The sequence below is a fragment of the Lentilactobacillus hilgardii DSM 20176 = ATCC 8290 genome, from assembly GCF_000159315.1.
Lineage (GTDB): Bacteria > Bacillota > Bacilli > Lactobacillales > Lactobacillaceae > Lentilactobacillus > Lentilactobacillus hilgardii.
On the sequence record NZ_GG669993.1, the window covers coordinates 582,245 to 603,179 of the forward strand.

The window sequence follows — 20,935 nt, forward strand, 5'->3', positions numbered from 1 at the left end:
TGAATAGTTATCATTTATGAATTCCTCACAAAATCTATCATCAAGCATTACCACCAAATTGTAAGGTAAGTATCGTCAAAATTCAATGTGCGTGTGACTAAGTTTAATTTAATGACGGCTGGGCTGTTTAGCGTTAATCAAGTGATATGCCAACAGCATGATTAAAACAGACACAATCGAAATGATCATTGCAACCCTAGTAGATGCACTTACCAACAGGAAACCAAGGATAAAAATAAAGAATGCCAAACTCAGATAATCTGTTATTGGATAGCCTGGCATCTTAAACCGGCTAATTCCCTTAGGATGCGCGCGGCGGTACTTAATATGGACAATTAAGAGAACAACCCAAACCACCACAAAATTGATTGTTGAAACACTTGATACCAAATTAAAGACGCCTGCCGGAATAAAATAATTTAAAATGACGATAATCAATAAAAATGCGGTTGAAAAATTAAGTGCAATATTTGGCACGCCATTTCGACCAAGTTTTGTTAAGAAATTCGACGCATTACCACCCATACTTAACGCATACATTGTTCGACTCGTACTGAATAAACAACTGTTTGTTGCGGAAATTGCGGCCGTTAAAACAACAAAATTTAATATACCTGCTGCTCCAACAATGCCAACTCCGGAAAAGACCTGTACAAACGGACTCGAAGTTGTTGTAATTTCATTCCAAGGGTAAACGCTCATAACCGCGATCATAGAACCAATATAAAATAAGCCAATTCGAATGGGTAAACTATTAATTGCTTTTGGCAAATTGTCTTCCGGATCATCAGTTTCACCGGCTGTTAATCCAACCATCTCAATCCCAACAAAGGCAAAGACAACCATTTGAAATGATAGCAGGAACCCATGAGCACCCTTTGGAAAAAGCCCACCATGACTAAACAAATTGCCAAAGGAAGCCGTTGAATTTCCTACTTTAACTGAAAAAATGGCCAGCCCAAAACCAACAATGACCAACAAAATAATTGCAACTACTTTAATCATTGAAAACCATGACTCCAGTTCTCCAAATAGACCAACGTTAACTAGGTTTGCCGCAAATAAGCAAAGTAAAATAATCAGAGGAGGAATCCATTGTGGAACGCCTGGAAACCAGTATTTAATATAAATACCAGTTGCCGTTAAATCAGCCATTGCTAAACTAATCCAGCAAAACCAATAAGTCCAGCCGGTAACGAATTCCCACCGGTCACCTAAATATTCTTTTACAAAATCTAAAAATGAATGTTTTGTCGTATCAGATAATAATAGCTCTCCAATGGCACGCATCAAAAGAAAACAAAAAATGCCAACAACCAAGTATGAAATAATAATGGACGGTCCAGAAGTATGAATGGCACTCCCTGAACCTAAAAACAACCCGGTGCCAATTGCACCACCAATTGCAATCATTTGAATATGTCGACTTTTCAACGAACGCGATAAGCTATTTGCACCTTTACTCTTTTCCATAATTTTCCTCCAAACAAGTTTTATAGACAGCAAAAAAACGCCCCTTAATACTTACAAAATAAGTACTAGGGGCGTCTCTTTAGACGCGGTTCCACCCAAATTCTACAATCCAACTCAGAATTGCCTCTTATTGCAGATAAAGGATGCAGCCTTTGTCATTCGCCATAATCCTGATATCGACTTTCAGCAGTTGCCGACTCTCTTTTCATTAGTTACCAAGTATACGGATTCGCAAACAATTGTCAAGGGTGCATAGACAAGTAGTCAAAAAAGTGATCATTTATTTGAAGTTTTCTTTGAATCAGTGTACCTTAGATTCAATAAAAGTAAAAGCTACTTTTAGTTTTCGATTAATGGAGGTTGATTTAAATGGCATCCCATACTGCTCTTTTAATTATTGATTATACAAACGATTTTGTCGCCGATAAAGGTGCATTGTCTTGTGGTATAACAGGCCAAAAGCTGGCGCCAAGAATTATCGAACTCGCTAATGAATTTGTATCCAACGGCGACTGGGTGATTCTTCCAACTGACGTCCACACACCAAACGACCCATACCATCCAGAAACTAAACTGTTTCCCTCCCACAATGTCCGCGGTACCTGGGGTCGTGAATTTTATGGCGATGTTGCCAAATGGTATGATCAAAATAAAAACCAAGATAAAGTTTATATGTATGATAAAACCCGTTACAGTGCCTTTGCCGGTACTGATTTAGATATACGGATGCGCGAACGTCATGTAGATACACTTCATCTGGTTGGCGTCTGCACCGATATCTGTGTCCTACACACTGCCGTTGACGCCTATAACTTAAATTATAATTTGGTCATTCACGAAAAAGGTGTTGCTGCTCTCAGTTCGGCGGGACAGTCGTGGGCATTGGATCACTTTAAACACGTTTTAGGTGCTTCTGTTATTGACTGAAAGTCCATCTATCTTTGCAATATTTCTCTTTTTATTGTTTAATTGTTTTCGAAGAGATTTTTCGACCTTGATGATCAGAAATCGGGAAAACAATTTTCTTCTCCACAACGCTGGTTAAGCATTTCTTATTTAACGTTGTGTGGATAAGGAGGAACATGAATGAGTGAAAAATTACCAACTTATAATCATGACCAATGGCAGAAAGCCAAGGATGCTGTTTTGGAAGAGTATGAAGACTATAAACAGCTTTTAAGACAACAGGGCGTCGATTACACGATAAAAAATGCTCGTAGACTGCTGATTTATCAAGACTTGGTTGCTGAATGGCAGCACAAATTGGATACAGTTATTACGGATTTGGAAGATAATGTGTTCGCTCTCAGTATCTTTAGGGACTTAAAGACTCGAAAAGTCAGTTCTTTATTGGAACGAGGTTACACACATATTTCAAATTGGCCTGACTTTAACCCGAGTGCGCTAGCGCTTTGGCTTGAACTTGAAGAGGACGAAGCTATGGCGTAGCTTGATATGATAAGGTAGTCGTAAACATAAGTAAGCCTGTAATTTATCATTACTTTTAAATTTGCATTTTAAAAATCAAAAACACTCAAAATCGAGATCGGTGATAAGAATGAAATTTCTTATCACCGATCTCGATTTGCTTTAAAATGCCACATGTTTTTTCTGAACTCAGATTAAACACTTTGGTTTAATCCTTGTCTTTTTTCTTCTCCCCTTTTTCAGCTTTACGATTCTTCTTAACATACTCTTCTCTGGTTTGAAGGTCTTTGATGTTAATCTTAATTTCAACCGGCGTTAAATCAGTCATGTCATTTAACGCTTGACATAACTTTGCCGTGATTTTGTCAAACACTGTTGGAATACTTTTTCCATATTCCAAGGTAGCATCCATAGAGAGCTTCACTTTCTTCTCATCATTATCCAAATCAACTTTAACACCCGTTGTAGGGTCGACACCATCTGAAAAACGATCTGTCATTGAATCTATCAGATTACCTTCGAGTGCCAAAACACCATCAACGTCTCGAACCGTATTTCCAGCGATCTTTGCTAAAACATCGTCATTATAAGTCAATACCCTTTCTAAACTTGTATTTTCTTGAGCCATGTCAGCTTCCTCCTAAAAATTAGTTGTTCATATATCTATCCCAAATAACTTAATTATTTAACTCGTTCATCATGAACCGAGTTTGCAATCTCGTCCTTTTGACTGTTACTTTGCTGCTCCCATTCTTTTTTAGTCAAAACATCATTGATATTTAAATTAAGTTCTACAACATCTAATCCAGTATAGTTTTTGATCGCGTTTTGTGTCCTTGTACATATTTCATCAAAAATTTTTCGTGCATCGGATCCATATTCAATTGTCGCATCCATATCCAATGCAACCTGTTTATCACCTACCTCCGCGTCTATGCCTTTAGTTGGATCCGTTTTTTTAGAAAATCTTCCCGCAAGCTCACTAATCATACCGCCATCTAATGACAATACGCCATCAACGTTGCGACAGACAAGACCAGCAATTTTTTCGATCACCGCATTATTAAACGTTAGTTTTCGAGTTAATTCAGTGTCTTGGGTTACTTTTGTGTCCATTAAGCTCAGCTCCTTTTTATAATTTCAAACATCTGCTTTAATCATCGTTAACTAGTTGAATAATTAAACTTTTAATGCCACCAAATTTGCCAACAACAGCGCCAATCAGAGCACCTGCAATTCCCAAGGCCAATACAAGCATGACTCCGTTAAAACCGCTGAAAGTCCAAACAACGCCGCACACCATACCAATAATGCCACCATACACAATTGAGTTCATGTTGCTCCCTCCTAAACCACTCGAGGCTGACGCGTTCGCTTATTTTTTATAGAATCGCGAGGCCTTACCTTTACGCTTACCTTTTTTACCGGAATGTCCATTATTCGACCAACTTCTTTAACCACGATCATTTGAATCTCTTCTCCTATTTTTACCAAGCCCTCATTGTCACGACCGACTGAGGAAATTCTTACCCGTGTCTTTCTCTTTCTCCCAGTAATCTTGATATTGGCCTTTACATCGGTAACAGATCCTTGAGATAGAATCGCTTCCTGCAAGACTTTCTCAACCGCTCGTTGAGAGATACTTAATTTCCCATTTGGTGAGTGAAACTCAAGGCTCTTCACCTTGGTTGGTGCCAATAATGAAAAAAGTATACCGATTATGCAGGTTAACCCAATCAGGATGCTAAAACCAAATGCCGCCAATTCAATCCAGATATCAGATGTTTGGGTAGTCCCAATCACAACTTTTGATAGATAGTCAATTGGAACCACCAATCCGATAAACCACAAACTTTGGACCAGCCCAATGACACTAAAAATCAGAATCGCAACTTTTGAAAAATGACGCATGGGTTCTCCTCCTTTCAAGGGGTCAGCCCTAACTGGCCAATCCGCGAGTTAATAAGGAAACCAGGAATACCAGGATTACTGCCCCAACAACTGCCGGAACAATTGCGATTTCAGCCAGTTGCGGTCCCCAAGAACCCAGTAGTGCTTGGCCAAGCCATGCCCCAACGAGCCCGGCAACAATGTTGCCAATCCATCCAAGCGGTAAATTGCGACTGGTAATTGCCCCTGCGATTGCTCCAATAACACCACCAATGATCAGTGTCCAAATTAAACTAAGCATCATCATCATCCTTTCCGCTATAGAGATAAAAAACGTCATAGCATTTTTGCTATGACTTAAGTTTACAATAATTTATTTCTTATTGTGTGAATAAGTTATGAAAAAAGATAGGCTTTTTTAAGAATTAATTTGGTCAATAAAGTGCCCTTTACAAAACAAGAATTTTTATAAATGTTATCATTAATGACCATATCATAAGGCTAAAAGCTACCTACTTAATAATCAATGATGAAACGCCCGCCAATAACGCAACCACAAAAATCAAACTCATCATTGCGATATGAAATCGTTTATGCATCACAAACAACGCCAGGTACTCTCGGATAACCGCATTTGGTAAATAATAAAAAGGTGTTTTGGCACCGATTCCAGTTGCTGGAATACCTAATTTACCAGCCAGAATACCACCACGCAACGTATGAAAATTATTTGTAACAAAGACAATTTTACTATCATCACGACCACTATCGTTTTTAATGATCCGGTCGGAAAAAATCAAATTTTGTCTCGTGTTAATCGATTTATCTTCAACAAGTGTATCGGTTTCCGGAACCCCTTGATCTAAGGCGTACTTTTTCATAGCAACACCCTCGGGAATTTTCTCATCTCCACCTTGACCACCAGAAAAAATCAATTTAGCGTGTTTGGACGTTTTTTTCAGTTGCAAATGGTAAAATTCAATTCCTTTATTAATACGGTTTCCAAGTAGCCTGCCAACTTTGTAACCATCAATTAAGCCACTTCCTAAAACAATAATATAATCCTTGTCATATTTTGGAAAATACAGGTTATAAACAATCATCGAAACCATCGTATTCCAAACCGTTAAAAGAATATAAAAAATAAACAATGTCAAAAACATGGTAATAAAATTTTGAATTGGTTTTGGTGCATTTATTGGATCAAACAAGAAGAATATATCAACTAAAATGACACCTATTCCAAGAATCAAGGTCAGAGAACTGCTAAGACTTCGTCCTTCTCTTTTCCACGCAAAATAAGCGTTAATAAATAAAAATACAAAACTGAAAATTAATCCGCCACCAACTATAACCACAACCGTCATAAGCAAAATCGCAAAGATTGCTGCAAGCAACACATTTTGAATCACTACCAACGCTTCAAACAAAAGCGCCATAAAACATAGAAGATTCAAATTAATCAGCCAGCCAATAACAGATGTGTTTCTTTTTTTAATTAGATATGTTGCCAGGACTACAAGCAAAACAACTTGAATACCCAGCATCGTTAATAATCCCGATAACATCGTAAGTTCCCCTTTCCCAATACAAAATAAATCTAGCTAAGAATCTGTTTCAATCTTAATTCTAGTCTTTCATACTTAAATACATCTTATTAATATAATTTATACCAAAACAAAAGAGCTGGAAATAACCGTTCATCCAGCCCTTAATAAATGATTCAGTCAGGTACTCCAATCTTCCCAGTTACTTAAGACTGACATCATGGATTACTATCTTTCCTTACACCAAACATAGTATTGATAATTTGAATTTAAGTTTAAGCACGAAACTAAATAGTTGGTCGCTGCTTTCATCGCGATGATAGATCGTCGCTTTTAACAACGCCATTATCAATCCCCCATAATGATAACAGCGACACTGTTTCAATACTTCATTGATTAGATTGCTTTGAATTATTAAAGTCATTCATCTCTTGTGAAGAAAAGTCTTTAACAAAGTCCAAAATATCTCTGACTTTATCTTCACCATAATGTGTAATCCATTCATCAAACCTAGCAGTAGTTAAGTCAGTCACTTTGCTTTCAACCTTTTCACCACTTTTAGTCAGATGAAGGTATAATCTTCGTCGATCGCTTTCTGCCGGCTTTTGATAAATATAATCATGTTGTAATAGAACCTTGATTTGCCGTGAAATTGCACTTCGCGTTACCTTTCGTTCACTCGCAATGTCCATTAATGAAACATGTTCGCGATCAGCGATTGTATGCAATATCAAATACTGTTCAAAAGACAATCCGTACTTCGTCGCCGGCTCTGAAACAAAATTATCCAGATACTTAAGCGATGACAGATACACATTAATTGCCTCTTGCAATAATTCTTCGTGCGCTTTTGTCATTTCCCTCACCATTCCCCAATAATTATTAATATCAATACTGCACTAATTATATATTGTCTGTACTGTTGTATCAACAATATACCGCTAGTTTTGGGAATTTTTTGGGTATCTGCCTTATAATTGATACTAGAAAAAGATTATTGGAGGTCACATGTCAGATATTTTAACTCAGACCATTCATCAAATTGAATTAGGGATTTTTAACCGTTTTGTCCAAATTGCGACCAAGCATCACCTTCATTACGTTGCAACTGGTGGCACTCTTTTGGGCGCCATTCGGCATCACGGATTTATTCCCTGGGACGATGATATGGATATTGCCATGTTAAGAGACGACTATCAACGTTTTTTGGAAGTTGCGCCAAAAGAATTTAAAAATGACCACTATTTTTTACAAACCCCATGGAGTGATCATAATTTCGCACTAAGTTATGCTAAAATTTTAGATCAAAATACTTTTATAGAAGAACACAATAATATTAATAATGCTCGAAAGGGTGTTTTTCTAGATATCTTTCCACTCGATAAAATTCCAACTTCAGATGCAAAACGTCGACGACAAATAGTCGATATCAAAAGACTCGATAGCCGAATTTACCTTAAATTGCGTTATAATATCATTGATAACCCAATTAGAAGGTTTTATGGTGCTCTCTCTACAGAACAAATAGACACAGCAAATGACTTTAAAAAAGCCCGACAGAATATGATGACTGCTTATAATGACCGTGCAAACCTAAATCAGGTCAAGAATCTAGCGTCTCAATATGCCTATGAAAAAGAAATCTTTTCACTTGAGCAGCTTCAAGAAACTGAAATCGTTCCCTTTGAAGATACGCAAATTATCGTTCCAAGTGACTTTGATGTTATTTTGAAACAAATGTATGGTGATTATTTAAAGCTGCCGCCAGAAAATCATCGCTCGGAAAAACACATTATCAAGCTTATTTATAATAATCAGGAATTCGAAAGATAACGAGTTACTTGCATTCGGGCATCATTTTTGGTAGTTTATTGGCAATTAGTTATTAATAGATTGAAGGTGTTATTATGTTTGATCCTAACCAATCACGTTTCGCTAGCTTTAGTATTGTTTCAACCTTGCCCGACCAAGCAATCGACAATGTTTGGTTTATTATCGACAATGATTTACAAAATGTCTTTCCATTATCAAATTTAATCAAGTTTAATCTAGTTAATAGTGATGGAAAGCTTTCATATGATTTTATCCAAGGAAATGAATTGGTCGCTACGTTTGACTCACCTTATCCATACGATAACAGCTACCCCAAGTCATTAGTTGTCTATGACAGCGGCAACCGCCAAATCATCGCAACACCATCGGAAATTAACATTTAAGTACAAAGAGCTGGTCAACATTAAATTGTTGGCCAGCTCTTTGTTTATAAAAACAAAAAGCGATAACCATTTAAAAATTGGCTATCACTTTTGTAAACCTCTGACTGCTCCGGCTGGGTTCGAACCAGCGACCTCTTGATTAACAGTCAATTATTCTACCACTGAACTACGGAGCAAAAATATATTTTGTATCAAACGCAATATAATATTTATATCATATTTAACACGGAAATGCAATAAAAAATGAATAAAAAAAGATTTTGCTTAGAGACTCATTTGAGAAAATCCCTAACTGCTCCGGCTGGGTTCGAACCAGCGACCTCTTGATTAACAGTCAATTATTCTACCACTGAACTACGGAGCAAAAATGTTTTTCTAAAAACAACATATATATTTATAACATAAATTCTCATATCATGCAAACCTAAATTAGTTTTTTTATCAGGCAATATGATTTTCTTTTAAAATGATACTGATTTCTTCTTTCATTTCAGGTGTTTTCTGCCATTCCTCAAAATGATCCATATCTTCGGTTGGCATCACGTAATTTTCATTAATATAACGCTCATATTTCTGCACGTGAGGTGAATGAGGGATATTTAGTTGTAATATCCTAACCTGCTTAATAAAACCTCTCTCGGCGGCTAATTCGGCCCTTCCATTTTGAACCATATTACTTATTTCAATATATTTTGTCCCATCATTTCGGGTAATTTCTTCAATCAATGTCAAAACCTCATGGCTTTTCATCTGTTAAGCTCCAATCCTATTTTGTTCCACCAAATCATTATACACAAAAAAACTGATGGCATAAAGTGTCCATCAGCTTTTCTAAGAGAGAAAGAGAATTGATTAGAAGGTATTTATTTAGTACCCATAAACAATATAGCTTTTTTGTAAGCGCTGTCAACTTATTTTTAAAAATACGTCGGCATTTCCATTTTTCATCAAAATGTCGTCGTATTTACAACGTTATGATCAACTACTTCACATCCGGCAAATGCAACACATCCGATGGATGCATCAATAAGGATGGATCATTCAGCACATGCCCGACAGAATACCCTGAAATATTAACAAGGCAGAAGAAAATGACGACTAACAAAACAGCCCATGTCAGTAATTGATTCCCAACTGACATTTTTTCACTAATAACTGAACTGTAAAATAGCCTGTGGACTTTTGAATGAACATTTTTCTCTTGAGGTGCCGCCTTCTGCATCTCTTCGGTAACTTGTTTTTGATAATTTTGAATACTGAAGTTCTTCTGTACATTTTTCCGTTCAGTTTCAAAATCATGCTTTTCCTTTTTACTCAGTTTCTTAAACCATTTTGTGAACTCACGGTATTTAGTGGTGACTTCTTTCGTTTCACCAACCATTTTTAATTCACCATAATTAATCCAAGCAACTTTGTCGCACAACATTTCAATTTGTTTTAAAGAATGGCTGACGAAAATAATCGTCTTACCCTCCTGCTTAAATTCCGTTATCTTATCAACACATTTTTGATAAAATGTATCATCACCTACGGAAAGGGCTTCATCGATGATTAAAATATCCGGATTAATATGAACAGCAATTGCGAACCCAAGTCTCGAACGCATTCCGCTTGAATAGCTTTTAACCGGTTGATCAACGAAATCCCCAATATCGGCAAACGCAATAATATCGGGCATCATTTCATCAATTTCTTCATTGGTAAGCCCCTGCATGAGTGACTTCAGTCGAATGTTCTCACGACCGGTTAAATTATTACGCAAACCTGCGTGAATGGCAACAATTGACGTATCTCCACGAACATCCACATATCCCGTCGTTTGCGGTATAATTCCGGAAATAATGTTAGATAATGTTGATTTCCCGGAACCGTTAACGCCTATCAATCCCAACGTTTCACCAGGTTGAATGGTCAATGAGATGCCCATAAGTGACCAGAAATGAGGAATTTGATGCTTTGAGATCGCAAAGAACGACCGTAACTTTTCAGATTGAGTTTTAAAAAGATCATATTCCTTGGTAACATTTTGTACTTTTACTTTATAATTTTCTTCCATGATTGTGTCTCCTACTTCAGAGATTAAACTTTTCGTCAAATATTATAACAGATATCCAAATAAAAATAAGAGGCCGAGAGAAAAGCTTAATCTTTTGCTCCCAACCCTTAGTAACTTAATGTATTCTTTTTGTATTCCCATTTTTTATAATTTTTTCAAGCGATAAATTTAATTGCAACGTATATTCGTTATCTGCAGATGATTGCGCTTTACGCGGTTCAAACACTGAGCGTGGAATAATTCGTTCAGGGATACTGGTGATCTTAGAACGAACTTGGCCAGTTTGATTAGTTCTTCCAGATTGACGAGTAGAAGCCGACGCGCCCAATTCCTTTTTTAATGACTGTTCAATTTGTTCATTAATATTACCAGCGGTCCCAATTGTTGAGTCACCATTATGCGCATCCAATTCGTCCAAGTGGTACTTCACAATAATTGCGTTTAACTTATTACCGTAGTTCATATCGGTGGCATAGGTTGTTGCCAAAGCCATCGCTGCGTCACTGGCAGTAACCGCATTAGTCGTCCATGTTCCTGAATAATAATTAGGATCCACCAACGTACCATGACGCAATAAACTAGCATTGTCACGAATAGAAGCAACGATGCTTGGATATTTTTTAAATTGAGCAGCCGTCATATAATGTTTCCCTTTGGAGGTATATTCACCAGTACTCATTGTCACGGATTGTCCATTATAAGTCCCTTTAATTCCAAAATAATTATTTGCCTCAGTTGAAAGAGTTGAACGACCAAAATCACTTTCGACAATTGCCTGAGCCATCATTACTGAAGGATATAAGTGATTCTCTCGACTAACTTTTTGAACCGGTACTTTCAGACGATTAATAAAATCGCTTGATACACTAGCACCGGCTGAATGACCGTTGAAAAACAAAAAGCCAGTAGCTACTAGAAGGCAAACAACCCCCTTGGCCAATAATTTTGTTAAATGAGATTTGATTCAAAAAACCTCCCCTGCTTTTTCTAATCCATATGCCAAAAAATAATTATACCTTAAAATGGTATGGAATCAATGGTCTGCTGTCAATTATGATAAAAACTTTGAAGATACCCAATATTTAGCATCCGACCCGGGGCAAGCAATTCGATACCATATTGACTTATCATTAATACGATAACCCATTTTATCAACTTTAACTTTTGTACCGACAGTTAACTTTACTTGAGCTAATTTATAATGCTTCATAAATTGACCGGAAGCACTAAAATCGGTGTACAAATAATTTGCCTTAGCAGCAGATGAAATAACCTTGTTTGCAGTAAAATCAACTTTTGCTACTTTTTCTGGGAAAGTAGCGACATTGACCCCCTCAATCCAGCTTTTGTTCTTGCCAATTTTAATTCGATACCATACATTCTGCCCTGTAGCTGTTTTGACAAGTGCCGTTTGATCTACACTGTATTTAGTCTTTGATTTTAAAGAACTGATTTTAGCGGTCTTCTTGGCTAATAACGGTGACCCCAATACATGATTATAAAGAAGCCCGTTTGTTGCCTTATTTGGTACAAGGCTACCACTTGTTGCCCCTGTATAAATTGTTGAAAACTGAAGTGCGGGTGCATAAACCCAAAAACGTTTGGATTTGCTATTTGGATAAAATCTGAACCGGTACCAATTTCCTGATGATTCCTTTTTGACCCCACGCATGTCTAAATAAACCGTTACTCGTTTCTTGACACCCAACGACTTCCAACTATAACGCTTCTCATTTGCACTGGATCCCTTTATATGATTATAAACATAATAGTTGGCATATTTTTTAGATAGCGGTACCGATTGTGCTGCACTGGCTTTGTAATATTTGACGCTGGAAAGTGTAGGTGTTGCATCTTGAGTTGTTGTGGTTACCGAGTTTGAACTATCACTACTGGAGGTACTACTACTCGAACTTGTAGAATCTGTCGCATTTGAAGAAGTAGACGCATCTGATGAGGATGATGAAGACTGATCAGTTGTTTCGCCAAAAGTTTTATCCAAACCATACTGTTGAATAATCTTAATTAAAGAAGCCCCATAATCAGGCGCTGTCGCGTATTTCCCCGTTAACGCATTAGCGGCATCCGAATAGGTTGTTGCATTCTCTTTCCAAGTACCTGAATAGTATTTCGAATCCCAACTGGTGCCATTACGCAAAGTAGACCCGTTATCTGCAAAAGATGCATAGGCAGTTGGATACTTTTTAAAGCTGGCAGTCGTGTTTTCCATTTGGCCGTTACTATTATACTCAACGGTTGGCATCGACACAGACTGCCCATTATAAGCGCCTTTAATCCCAAAAAAATTGTTGGCCTGCTGTGTAAGCTGACTTTGACCCCAACCGCTTTCAAGAGCCGCCTGTGCCATCATTACTGATCCGTAAAGATTATATTTGGCGGCTGCTTTTTTAACATCACCCTGATAGTCACTTATAAAACTGGTTGCTGATGACGCCTGCGCCGTTAAATATGTACAATGACCAGGAAAAGCTAATGCAAATATTGCGGATGCAGAAATCACTAGTGCAACCATTGCTAATTTAATAAATCTTCTCAACATTTCCACCCCTTGATTGACACTTCACCCTTATCATATTAGAAAATTGATGAAAAATGAAGCGTTTTAACCGTTAACTTTTGTATTTTCTTGACTGGCAACTTTATATAGTTTTCTAATAACTGCATATTACATGTCATTTTAACACAAAATAATTGCCCAAAGCTTAAAACAACGTGTACGAAAATAAAATAATTTGGTCGATTCAAGAAATGTTTTAAGTATTCTAAGGGGTAAATGATATATGGAAGACCTCCTAATTTTTGCTAACATCAATAGTTGTTCACAATAAAAAGAGCCGAATCAAATTTGCCTTTGATTCGACCTCTTAAATTAAACTTGTGGGGAAGTGAAGACTTTGTTACTAACCACTTCTCTAAATTTTAAAAAAATTATTCCACTGTGACACTTTTTGCCAAATTACGCGGGCGATCGACGTCCAAGCCCTTATTTAAACTTGTAAAGTATGCGATCAACTGTGCCGGAACAACACTCAGCAACGGTGTAATCATCTCATCTACGTCTGGAATGGTAATCGTATCATCCTCAAGTGCAAGCCCACTACGAACAATTGTGAAGGTCGAGGCACCACGAGACATTGTTTCTTGAAGGTTACTTCGCGTTAAATTAGCTGTTTTTTCTTGCGTAATAATGCCAACAACAGGTGTCCCTTCTTCAATTAAAGCAATCGTCCCATGCTTTAATTCACCAGAGGCAAATCCTTCTGCTTGTACATAAGAAATTTCTTTTAATTTTAGCGCAGCTTCCAGTGATACAGTCTGATCAATTCCTCGACCGATATAAAATGCACGGGGAGCAGGAACAAAATACTTTTTGGCCAAGTCTTCGATAATATCTTTTTCATCAATAATGGCCTGCATGCCTGTGGCAACTAATCCTAATTGCTGCCGAATATCAAAATCTTCGGCAATTGTTTGTTCCTTGGCTTCACCCAACGCTTTTGCCAGAATTGCTTCAACCGCAATCTGAGCTGTATACGCTTTAGTAGATGCAACTGAAATCTCAGGGCCGGCATGAAGCAGCATCGTATAAGTTGCTTCGCGGAAAAGCGTTGAGTTTTCAACATTGGTGATGGTCAAGCTCTTATAATCATGGGCATTTACATTCACCAAGACTTCACGACTGTCCGCAGTTTCCCCACTTTGAGATAAAAAGATAAAGAATGGCTTTTTTGAAAGTAACGGATCATCGTACGCAAATTCCGAAGCAATATGAACTTCGGTTGGCACATGAGCCAACTTCTCAAATAATTTTTTACCAACCAGACCGGCATGATAACTTGTACCAGCACCAACGATATAAATTCGATCAGCGTCATTTAACGCGTCAATTAAATTATCGTCAATATTTGGCTTGCCGGACTCCTGGGTATAAAGCGCCGCCAACTTTCTCATCACATTAGGCTGCTCATCAATTTCCTTTAACATGTAATATGGATAAGGGCCCTTGTCGGTCTCACTGGCATCCATATCAACGTGGAACGGTTTGCGCTCAACCTTGTTGTGGTCAGCATCTTCAATCTCAACCGAATCCGGCTTAACTGTGACAACTTCTCCATCATGAAGTTCGAGGAAATCATGAGTAACATTCAGCATAGCTGGAGCATCTGAACACACAACATTGCACCCGTCACCAAGTCCAATTAACAGTGGGCTCTTGTTTTTCGCAACATACAGTGTCTCAGGATCAGTACTGTCAATCAACAGAAATGCATATGAAGATCCTTTTAACAAACTCAACGTCTTCAAAAAGGCCTGCTTGGTTGATAAGCCTTCTGTTTGAACAAAATGGTCTACCAGCTGAACAACGACTTCAGTATCTGTTTGACTCGCAAAAGTTGTATTGCTTAAATATTCTGATTTTAATTCTTTATAATTTTCAATAACGCCATTATGAACGAGATAAAATCTATGATCCTCGGAAAATTGAGGATGCGCATTTGCTTCGCTGACAACACCATGCGTTGCCCAACGTGTATGCCCAATTCCAACGGACCCATGAACGTCTGGTCCAACGGCGGCTTCTAACTCGGAGATACGGCCTTTTCGTTTGATTAAATAGTCTTTACCATTTAAGTCATTTACGTAGATTCCAGCAGAATCATAGCCACGATACTCAAGTTTTTCAAGGCCTTCCAACAAAATTGAAACTGCATTATCATTCCCGGTTACGCCAACAATTCCACACATTTTATATTCTCCTCAACAATCAAAATTGGTATATACACCATTAACTGTTATCCTTTTTCTATAACACGTATAATCTACACAATTACGAACAAAAAGTCAACTAATAGTTACAAATGGTATAGGACAATTATTCTTTTAAATAAAACCTAAGACTATCAGTATTTTTAAAATAAAATGAAAAGACTACCAATCGTTTACGATAGTCTTTTCATTTAAAATGATTTAATTTTATTTAATCAATCCCAATTTCTTCACGGACTACATCTGCAATTTTTTGAGTGTACTCATCAACCAAATCTTGAGTTGGTGCTTCAGTCATAACACGTAGCAACGGCTCTGTTCCGCTCGGTCGAACAAGGACCCGACCGTCACCATGCATCTCTTCTTCAACTTCTTTAATAGCTGCTTGAATTTTTTCGTTTTGAAGACCATCTTTTTTATCGCGAACTTTTACATTAATCAGTCTTTGTGGATATTTTTTAATTTCGCTTGCCAGCTCAGAAAGCTTTTTACCAGTAGATTTCATGACTGATAACAACTGAATGCTTGTCAGCATCCCATCTCCGGTTGTATTAAAATCAAGAAAAACAATGTGCCCAGATTGTTCACCACCAAGGTTATAACCGTCAGCATTCATCTTTTCAACCACGTAACGGTCACCAACCTGAGTTTTAACACTTGTCATACCAGCACGTTCCATTGCTTTATACATTCCAAGATTACTCATGATCGTCGTCACAATCGTATTTTTCTTAAGTCGTCCACGCTCAGCCATATATTTTCCGCAAATATACATAATGGCATCACCGTCAACTAATTGGCCATTTTCATCCACAGCAATACAGCGGTCACCATCACCATCAAAGGCAATCCCAGCTTGAACACCCTTTTCAACAACCATTTTTTGTAGGTTTTCAGGATGAGTCGATCCAACATGATCGTTAATATTTAGACCGTCAGGTGTCGTCGCCAACGTCTCAAAATCAATTCCCAAATCAGCATATAATGTCGTCACAAGTTTGCTTGTGGAACCATTTGCCGAATCAACACATACTTTTATCCCGGATAAATCCTCCGAAATTGTTTGTTCAAGAAAATGAATGTATTTTTGGCTGCCTTCAAAATAATCGCCAACAACACCAAGCCCTTCAGCTGCTGGTCTTGGTAAAATATCTTCTTGACGTTCAAGAATTGTTTCAATTTCTTCTTCCATTTCATCGGAAAGTTTATAGCCGTCAGCGCCAAAAAATTTAATGCCATTATATTCGACTGGATTATGAGAAGCAGTAATCATCACACCTGCATCGGCGCCTTGATTACGTACTAAATAAGCAACACCGGGCGTTGTAATAATCCCTAAATTCAAAACCTCGATGCCGACAGATAATAAACCGGCAATCAAAGCTTCTTGGAGCATTTGCCCAGAAATCCGGGTATCACGTGCGACTAACACTTGGGGCTGCTTTCTTTCCGAATGATGGGTCAAAACATAACCACCTGCTCGACCACACTGAAAAGCCAACTCTGGGGTAAGTTCTTTGTTGGCAATACCACGCACACCATCAGTACCAAAATACTTCATGAAAATTTCCTCATTTCAAATAAATTATTAGTTATTCCTATTAACCTTGACTGAAATCCGATCCGGATCAAAGCCCTTCACATTGTTAAGTTTCGAATCCAGTTCAACATCTTTGGTTTTTGTCGTTCTAACATCACTGGTATCAACTTCGACTTTAATAGAATCCAGTTTTTTAAGCTGAGCCTGTGTGCCAAAGACCCGAACACGCTTAGTAGCAGAGGTCAGCGTAAAGCTCTCGTTATCATCGGTGATTCCCTTTGGTTCCAACTTTATAGGAAGTTCTTTGCTATTGCCGGGGGTAATTGGTAAAGTAACGTCGGCAGTAGCCGGTGTAATCACAACATTAACCGTATTCTGCTTACTATCGAGTGCTTCAACAATTGCCTGGCTATTAATCGATGATTTGGCGTTTTGGGGAACATTAAGCTGGGCAACAACTGTTTTGATTCGGTTAATTTGATCAGAAGTGCCGGTAATTTTAACATTCTTTACATCTGCCGAAGCGTTACCAGGCTGATATCCTGAAGCAATATTTTCTTTATTATATTTAACCTGTAACGGATAAGTAACCGTCTTTCTTGGTTGAATGTCAACTTTAATTGTAGCCGGTTCAAAACGATATCTCAAATCATTATTTAAACCCTCCTGCTGAATACGCACCCGATGTGTCCCAACGCCAAGCTTGGAAAGGTCAGCATACACTTTAAAATTCTGAGTGTTGGCTGTTGTCGTAACTAAAGCCGAAGGACCAGTTATATGAAGTTGAACTTTTTCAGGATAACCGGTCACAAAATATTTATTACTATTTACAGTCAAAGAAAGCTGTGAAGAGATCGTTGTAGATCGATTAGATGTCAATGACGTTGAATTACTGTTATTCTTAACTGAAGAGGTCGTGCTAGGCTGACTGCTGCCAACATACAAAAAGAGCAGAATTGCGAATACCAATGCAAGAAGCCGATAAGCCCAGTTATTAAGTAAAAATTTTTTCAAGATTACCGACCTCCCCAAAAATGACTGTCAATAAAGCTGATAACTGTATTGATAAATGTTCGATGATCCTGTTGGTCTGTATTGGTTAGAAGCTGATTTTGTAAATATTTTAGGTAATCATCCTGGGTCATTCCCCTTAACAGCTCGTTATTCTGGGTAATTGAAACTTCGCCGGTTTCTTCAGAAATAACAATAGTTAACGCATCTGTTAATTCGGAAATCCCAACCGCAGCTCGATGTCGTGTTCCAAGCTCTTTGGGAATTAAATTGCTTTGGGAAAGCGGCAGATATGCTGCAGCAACGGCAACACGATTATCTTTAATAATGACTGCACCATCATGCAAAGGTGTATTGGGAATAAAAATGTTAATCAGTAATTCACCACTCACGTCGGCATCCACATCAATACCGGTTTCAATATATTCCTCAAGGCCGGTATTCATCTGAATTGTAATCAGCGCACCAATTCGCCTTTTGGACATGTATTGAATGGCCCTGTCAAGTGCCCTAATTAGTTTCTTTGCTGCTTCATTCTCCTTTTTACCTTTAACAAGCAGCGATCCACGACCAAGGTGCTCAAGACCTCGGCGAATTTCAGGTTGAAAAATAATCACCATCGCAATCACTCCCCAATTGATCACCTGATCCATAATCCATGAGACAGTTGAGAGACCGACATAAACACTTACAATTTTAATAAGTGCAATGATGACAATTCCTCGAAGCAATTGAACCGCCTTAGTTCCTCGAATCATCAAAATTAAATTATAAATAATGAACCAAACGACTAAAATGTCAATTAGATTCGTCAAATTGTGGAGCGTAAAAAAGTCTGACCAGTTCATGGCGGTCTCCCCTCAAAATTTTTTCAAAAACATTATATCATTCAAATTGACTGAACAACTAATCATACCAAATTCTGCGATATGTTTAAATAAATTATAAAAAGTACTTATTTAACAAATTTCCGATAGCATTTATCCGTAAAAAATAGTTTAATTATTATTGTGATAGGAGGTTGTGAAGTTGAGTAATTTGAATAAATGGGTTGTTCGGACATGCTTTATTGTCTGGATCACTTTACTATACTTGTATTTAAAAACGCCTCCGTTTAACTTTTTGGTATTAAATACTTTTCTAGCCTATATTCCAATTGAATTAAGCTTCCACATCTCGATTGCAAAGCCTAAAAACGCGTTCATCTTTTGGTTATTTGTCATCATCTGGCTGCTTTTTTATCCCAATACCCCTTACTTATTAACGGATCTATTCCACCTATCCTTATTGGAACCGTATGGGGTTAATGGCCTTTTGAGATTAAACAATGTCATGTGGCTAAAATTTTCATTATTGCTTATATCAACACTATTTTCGACTTTGCTGGGTATGTGGGGATTAGAAAGAATTGCCGAAGCAGTTTCAGACAGGCTTCGAGTTCATAATACCATTTTTAAACATCTGCTCATCATCGGATTAACATTTGTGACATCCGTAGGTATCTTCATTGGTCGCTTTCTACGAATTCATACAATTTATTTAATCTTAACACCGGAAATGTTCATTAGGCCACTGCTAAACATGTGGAGTAAAGATGCAATCGTTTTTATCGGATTACTAACAATTGTCCAGCTGGTCTTCTTCTATACTCTAAAACTCGTGGTAGCATCGTCAACAAGCAAACAAAACTCACTAAATAAGTAAAGCCTGTGAAAAGCTAAAACGCTTTGACCACAGGCTTTTTTGAATACAGAATAGGAAATGACACTTTTTAAAACTTCTGAAAAACATTTTTAATAGCTTTTTAAAATAACTCGGCTCAACTTAATCTGCATTTTGATAATCCATTATCAACACTGTTTCAGAATAATTAATATACTGTCTTAAATGCGCTGCCATTGCCCAATCAATGTGCCCCTGCTCCAATAATACCTGGACACCTTCTCGTTCAGCGGCTAACGCCTTGATTCGTAAATGTTGATATTGCATCGTGTGATCTTTAATCTGACGTTTACTGTGTTCCTTTGCTAGTTCAATTTGATTACGATAATGAATGATCAAATGGTAAACAGATTGACTATCGAAACGATTATTATCAATATCATCCCGAGCAAAGTAACTTGACAATTCTTTAATAGCGCCCTTCGCTTGCTCACGTTGAACCAACGCCAGCTCATCGGTAATATCATCCTTACTCTTACGTTGAATACGCCATAAGGAAACCTTATTTTTTAAACGAACCATTTGCTGAATTGACCCGCGACCCATGCGAGTTCTTTTACCAATCGAATGAATCATGCGACGTTCAAGCCGCTGAAGACGTTCGTTGGCGACTAAAAAAGTTTCTCGAGAAATCTCTTTGGCATCAAATAATCTCTGAATGGCTGAACGTTCGCCCCGCAGTGCCACCCTTCTTAATGCCAGCTCGTCGGCAATAATCGAATCCATTTCTTTTTTATTTTGAAGTTTAAGTTCTAATCGCCTAATCAAGAATTGATAATCCAAGATTAAATCATAAGCCTCCTTTTGATTGTTGGGCCGTCTCTCCTCTTCGATTCGTTGAACAGCTAATTTCATAATATAAAGCTGAGCCTCATCATCAGAAATGTAATGAGAGCCATCATCTTCATCAGCTGCAGCAGCGTCAAGATCATCATCCCCGGCAAAGTTTGCCCGAGTTAATAGAGGTGCCTTATTTTCAGAAATCAATGGCAGCATAATGGTTGCGACCACTAAACTTATAATAATGACGCTTGCTGCGACAAACAATGCCAAGGAGCGCGATGGAAAGGGTTGTCCGGTTGAAACGACGACGGGGATAGACAATACCCCAGCCATTGTTACCGCTCCTCTAACACCTGATAAACCGGCTAACAAGGCGGCTTTAAATGAATGCATTTGATTCTTAGTTTCGCCATGGCGTTTCCTGGTACGTAAACCACTTACAAATTGATATCCGTAAATCCAAATAACACGAATAGCCAGC

General features: G+C 37.8%; 23 protein-coding genes and 2 tRNA genes. 6 read left to right on the plus strand and 19 right to left on the minus strand.

The genetic code is table 11. The annotated features are described in order from the left end of the window. Nucleotides 1–108: 108 nt before the first annotated feature. A complete protein-coding gene (locus HMPREF0519_RS06870; RefSeq protein WP_003554467.1) occupies nucleotides 109–1,473 on the minus strand; it encodes an amino acid permease in 1,365 nt (454 codons plus the stop codon). A 130-nt stretch (nucleotides 1,474–1,603) separates the two neighbouring features. On the opposite strand from HMPREF0519_RS06870, the gene HMPREF0519_RS14580 reads away from it, so the two are divergent. The 3 genes from HMPREF0519_RS14580 to HMPREF0519_RS06880 all read left to right on the plus strand — a co-directional run bounded on the left by HMPREF0519_RS14580 (nucleotide 1,604) and on the right by HMPREF0519_RS06880 (nucleotide 2,922). Continuing rightward, the gene (locus HMPREF0519_RS14580; protein WP_003560875.1) at nucleotides 1,604–1,729 is read left to right on the plus strand and encodes a hypothetical protein; all 126 of its coding nucleotides are present in this window, start codon (nucleotides 1,604–1,606) and stop codon (nucleotides 1,727–1,729) included. A 113-nt stretch (nucleotides 1,730–1,842) separates the two neighbouring features. Further along, a complete protein-coding gene (locus HMPREF0519_RS06875) occupies nucleotides 1,843–2,400 on the plus strand; it encodes a cysteine hydrolase family protein (protein ID WP_004561677.1) in 558 nt (185 codons plus the stop codon). Nucleotides 2,401–2,559: 159 nt separating this feature from the next. Beyond that, on the plus strand, nucleotides 2,560–2,922 hold the full coding sequence (locus tag HMPREF0519_RS06880; RefSeq protein ID WP_003554471.1) for a hypothetical protein: 363 nt from the start codon (nucleotides 2,560–2,562) through the stop codon (nucleotides 2,920–2,922). Between the two features lie 187 nt (nucleotides 2,923–3,109). On the opposite strand, the gene HMPREF0519_RS06885 is transcribed toward HMPREF0519_RS06880, so the two are convergent. From HMPREF0519_RS06885 to HMPREF0519_RS06915, 7 genes are all read right to left on the minus strand, one after another. After that, nucleotides 3,110–3,529, minus strand: a complete 420-nt coding sequence (locus HMPREF0519_RS06885) for an Asp23/Gls24 family envelope stress response protein (protein ID WP_004561678.1) — start codon at nucleotides 3,527–3,529, stop codon at nucleotides 3,110–3,112. Nucleotides 3,530–3,582: 53 nt separating this feature from the next. Continuing rightward, complete coding sequence (locus HMPREF0519_RS06890) at nucleotides 3,583–4,017, minus strand: Asp23/Gls24 family envelope stress response protein (RefSeq protein ID WP_003554476.1); 435 nt, start codon at nucleotides 4,015–4,017, stop codon at nucleotides 3,583–3,585. 37 nt (nucleotides 4,018–4,054) lie between these two features. Next, entirely contained in the window at nucleotides 4,055–4,237 is a 183-nt protein-coding gene (locus HMPREF0519_RS06895; RefSeq protein ID WP_004561679.1) for a hypothetical protein, read from the minus strand. A gap of 11 nt (nucleotides 4,238–4,248) precedes the next feature. Further along, complete coding sequence (gene amaP, locus HMPREF0519_RS06900; protein WP_004561680.1) at nucleotides 4,249–4,812, minus strand: alkaline shock response membrane anchor protein AmaP; 564 nt, start codon at nucleotides 4,810–4,812, stop codon at nucleotides 4,249–4,251. Nucleotides 4,813–4,840: 28 nt separating this feature from the next. Then, complete coding sequence (locus HMPREF0519_RS06905; protein ID WP_035444795.1) at nucleotides 4,841–5,092, minus strand: GlsB/YeaQ/YmgE family stress response membrane protein; 252 nt, start codon at nucleotides 5,090–5,092, stop codon at nucleotides 4,841–4,843. 211 nt (nucleotides 5,093–5,303) lie between these two features. Continuing rightward, nucleotides 5,304–6,359, minus strand: a complete 1,056-nt coding sequence (locus tag HMPREF0519_RS06910) for a YdcF family protein (RefSeq protein WP_004561681.1) — start codon at nucleotides 6,357–6,359, stop codon at nucleotides 5,304–5,306. A 368-nt stretch (nucleotides 6,360–6,727) separates the two neighbouring features. After that, entirely contained in the window at nucleotides 6,728–7,207 is a 480-nt protein-coding gene (locus tag HMPREF0519_RS06915; RefSeq protein ID WP_003560890.1) for a MarR family winged helix-turn-helix transcriptional regulator, read from the minus strand. Nucleotides 7,208–7,346: 139 nt separating this feature from the next. Here HMPREF0519_RS06915 and HMPREF0519_RS06920 point away from each other — a divergent pair, with 139 nt between their 5' ends. Beyond that, on the plus strand, nucleotides 7,347–8,171 hold the full coding sequence (locus HMPREF0519_RS06920; protein ID WP_004561682.1) for a LicD family protein: 825 nt from the start codon (nucleotides 7,347–7,349) through the stop codon (nucleotides 8,169–8,171). Between the two features lie 74 nt (nucleotides 8,172–8,245). Beyond that, the gene (locus tag HMPREF0519_RS06925; RefSeq protein ID WP_003554491.1) at nucleotides 8,246–8,554 is read left to right on the plus strand and encodes a DUF960 domain-containing protein; all 309 of its coding nucleotides are present in this window, start codon (nucleotides 8,246–8,248) and stop codon (nucleotides 8,552–8,554) included. A 104-nt stretch (nucleotides 8,555–8,658) separates the two neighbouring features. Here the strand turns inward: HMPREF0519_RS06925 and HMPREF0519_RS06930 are convergent. From HMPREF0519_RS06930 to cdaA, 10 genes are all read right to left on the minus strand, one after another. Beyond that, nucleotides 8,659–8,730, minus strand: a tRNA-Asn gene (locus tag HMPREF0519_RS06930). Nucleotides 8,731–8,846: 116 nt separating this feature from the next. After that, nucleotides 8,847–8,918: transfer RNA gene (locus HMPREF0519_RS06935), tRNA-Asn, on the minus strand. Nucleotides 8,919–8,995: 77 nt separating this feature from the next. Further along, nucleotides 8,996–9,304, minus strand: coding sequence for a hypothetical protein (locus HMPREF0519_RS06940; protein ID WP_003560892.1), 309 nt, complete (start codon nucleotides 9,302–9,304; stop codon nucleotides 8,996–8,998). A 232-nt stretch (nucleotides 9,305–9,536) separates the two neighbouring features. After that, nucleotides 9,537–10,610, minus strand: a complete 1,074-nt coding sequence (locus HMPREF0519_RS06945; RefSeq protein ID WP_003560894.1) for an ABC transporter ATP-binding protein — start codon at nucleotides 10,608–10,610, stop codon at nucleotides 9,537–9,539. 115 nt (nucleotides 10,611–10,725) lie between these two features. Further along, nucleotides 10,726–11,550, minus strand: a complete 825-nt coding sequence (locus tag HMPREF0519_RS06950; RefSeq protein ID WP_003560896.1) for a glycoside hydrolase family 73 protein — start codon at nucleotides 11,548–11,550, stop codon at nucleotides 10,726–10,728. 111 nt (nucleotides 11,551–11,661) lie between these two features. After that, nucleotides 11,662–13,170, minus strand: a complete 1,509-nt coding sequence (locus HMPREF0519_RS06955; RefSeq protein ID WP_004561683.1) for a glycoside hydrolase family 73 protein — start codon at nucleotides 13,168–13,170, stop codon at nucleotides 11,662–11,664. A 389-nt stretch (nucleotides 13,171–13,559) separates the two neighbouring features. Further along, on the minus strand, nucleotides 13,560–15,377 hold the full coding sequence (gene glmS, locus HMPREF0519_RS06960) for a glutamine--fructose-6-phosphate transaminase (isomerizing) (protein ID WP_003560901.1): 1,818 nt from the start codon (nucleotides 15,375–15,377) through the stop codon (nucleotides 13,560–13,562). Nucleotides 15,378–15,609: 232 nt separating this feature from the next. Beyond that, entirely contained in the window at nucleotides 15,610–16,959 is a 1,350-nt protein-coding gene (glmM, locus tag HMPREF0519_RS06965) for a phosphoglucosamine mutase (protein ID WP_004561684.1), read from the minus strand. Nucleotides 16,960–16,986: 27 nt separating this feature from the next. After that, entirely contained in the window at nucleotides 16,987–17,952 is a 966-nt protein-coding gene (locus HMPREF0519_RS06970) for a CdaR family protein (RefSeq protein WP_004561685.1), read from the minus strand. Between the two features lie 2 nt (nucleotides 17,953–17,954). Beyond that, nucleotides 17,955–18,797, minus strand: coding sequence for a diadenylate cyclase CdaA (gene cdaA, locus HMPREF0519_RS06975; RefSeq protein ID WP_004561686.1), 843 nt, complete (start codon nucleotides 18,795–18,797; stop codon nucleotides 17,955–17,957). Between the two features lie 175 nt (nucleotides 18,798–18,972). Between cdaA and HMPREF0519_RS06980 the strand changes: the two genes are divergently transcribed. Beyond that, nucleotides 18,973–19,653 (plus strand): DUF1361 domain-containing protein, encoded by a 681-nt coding sequence (locus HMPREF0519_RS06980; protein ID WP_004561687.1) that lies wholly within the window; start codon nucleotides 18,973–18,975, stop codon nucleotides 19,651–19,653. 120 nt (nucleotides 19,654–19,773) lie between these two features. On the opposite strand, the gene HMPREF0519_RS06985 is transcribed toward HMPREF0519_RS06980, so the two are convergent. Further along, nucleotides 19,774–20,935 (minus strand): cation:proton antiporter (locus tag HMPREF0519_RS06985; RefSeq protein ID WP_004561688.1); only part of this gene is annotated, 1,162 nt, incomplete at its 5' end.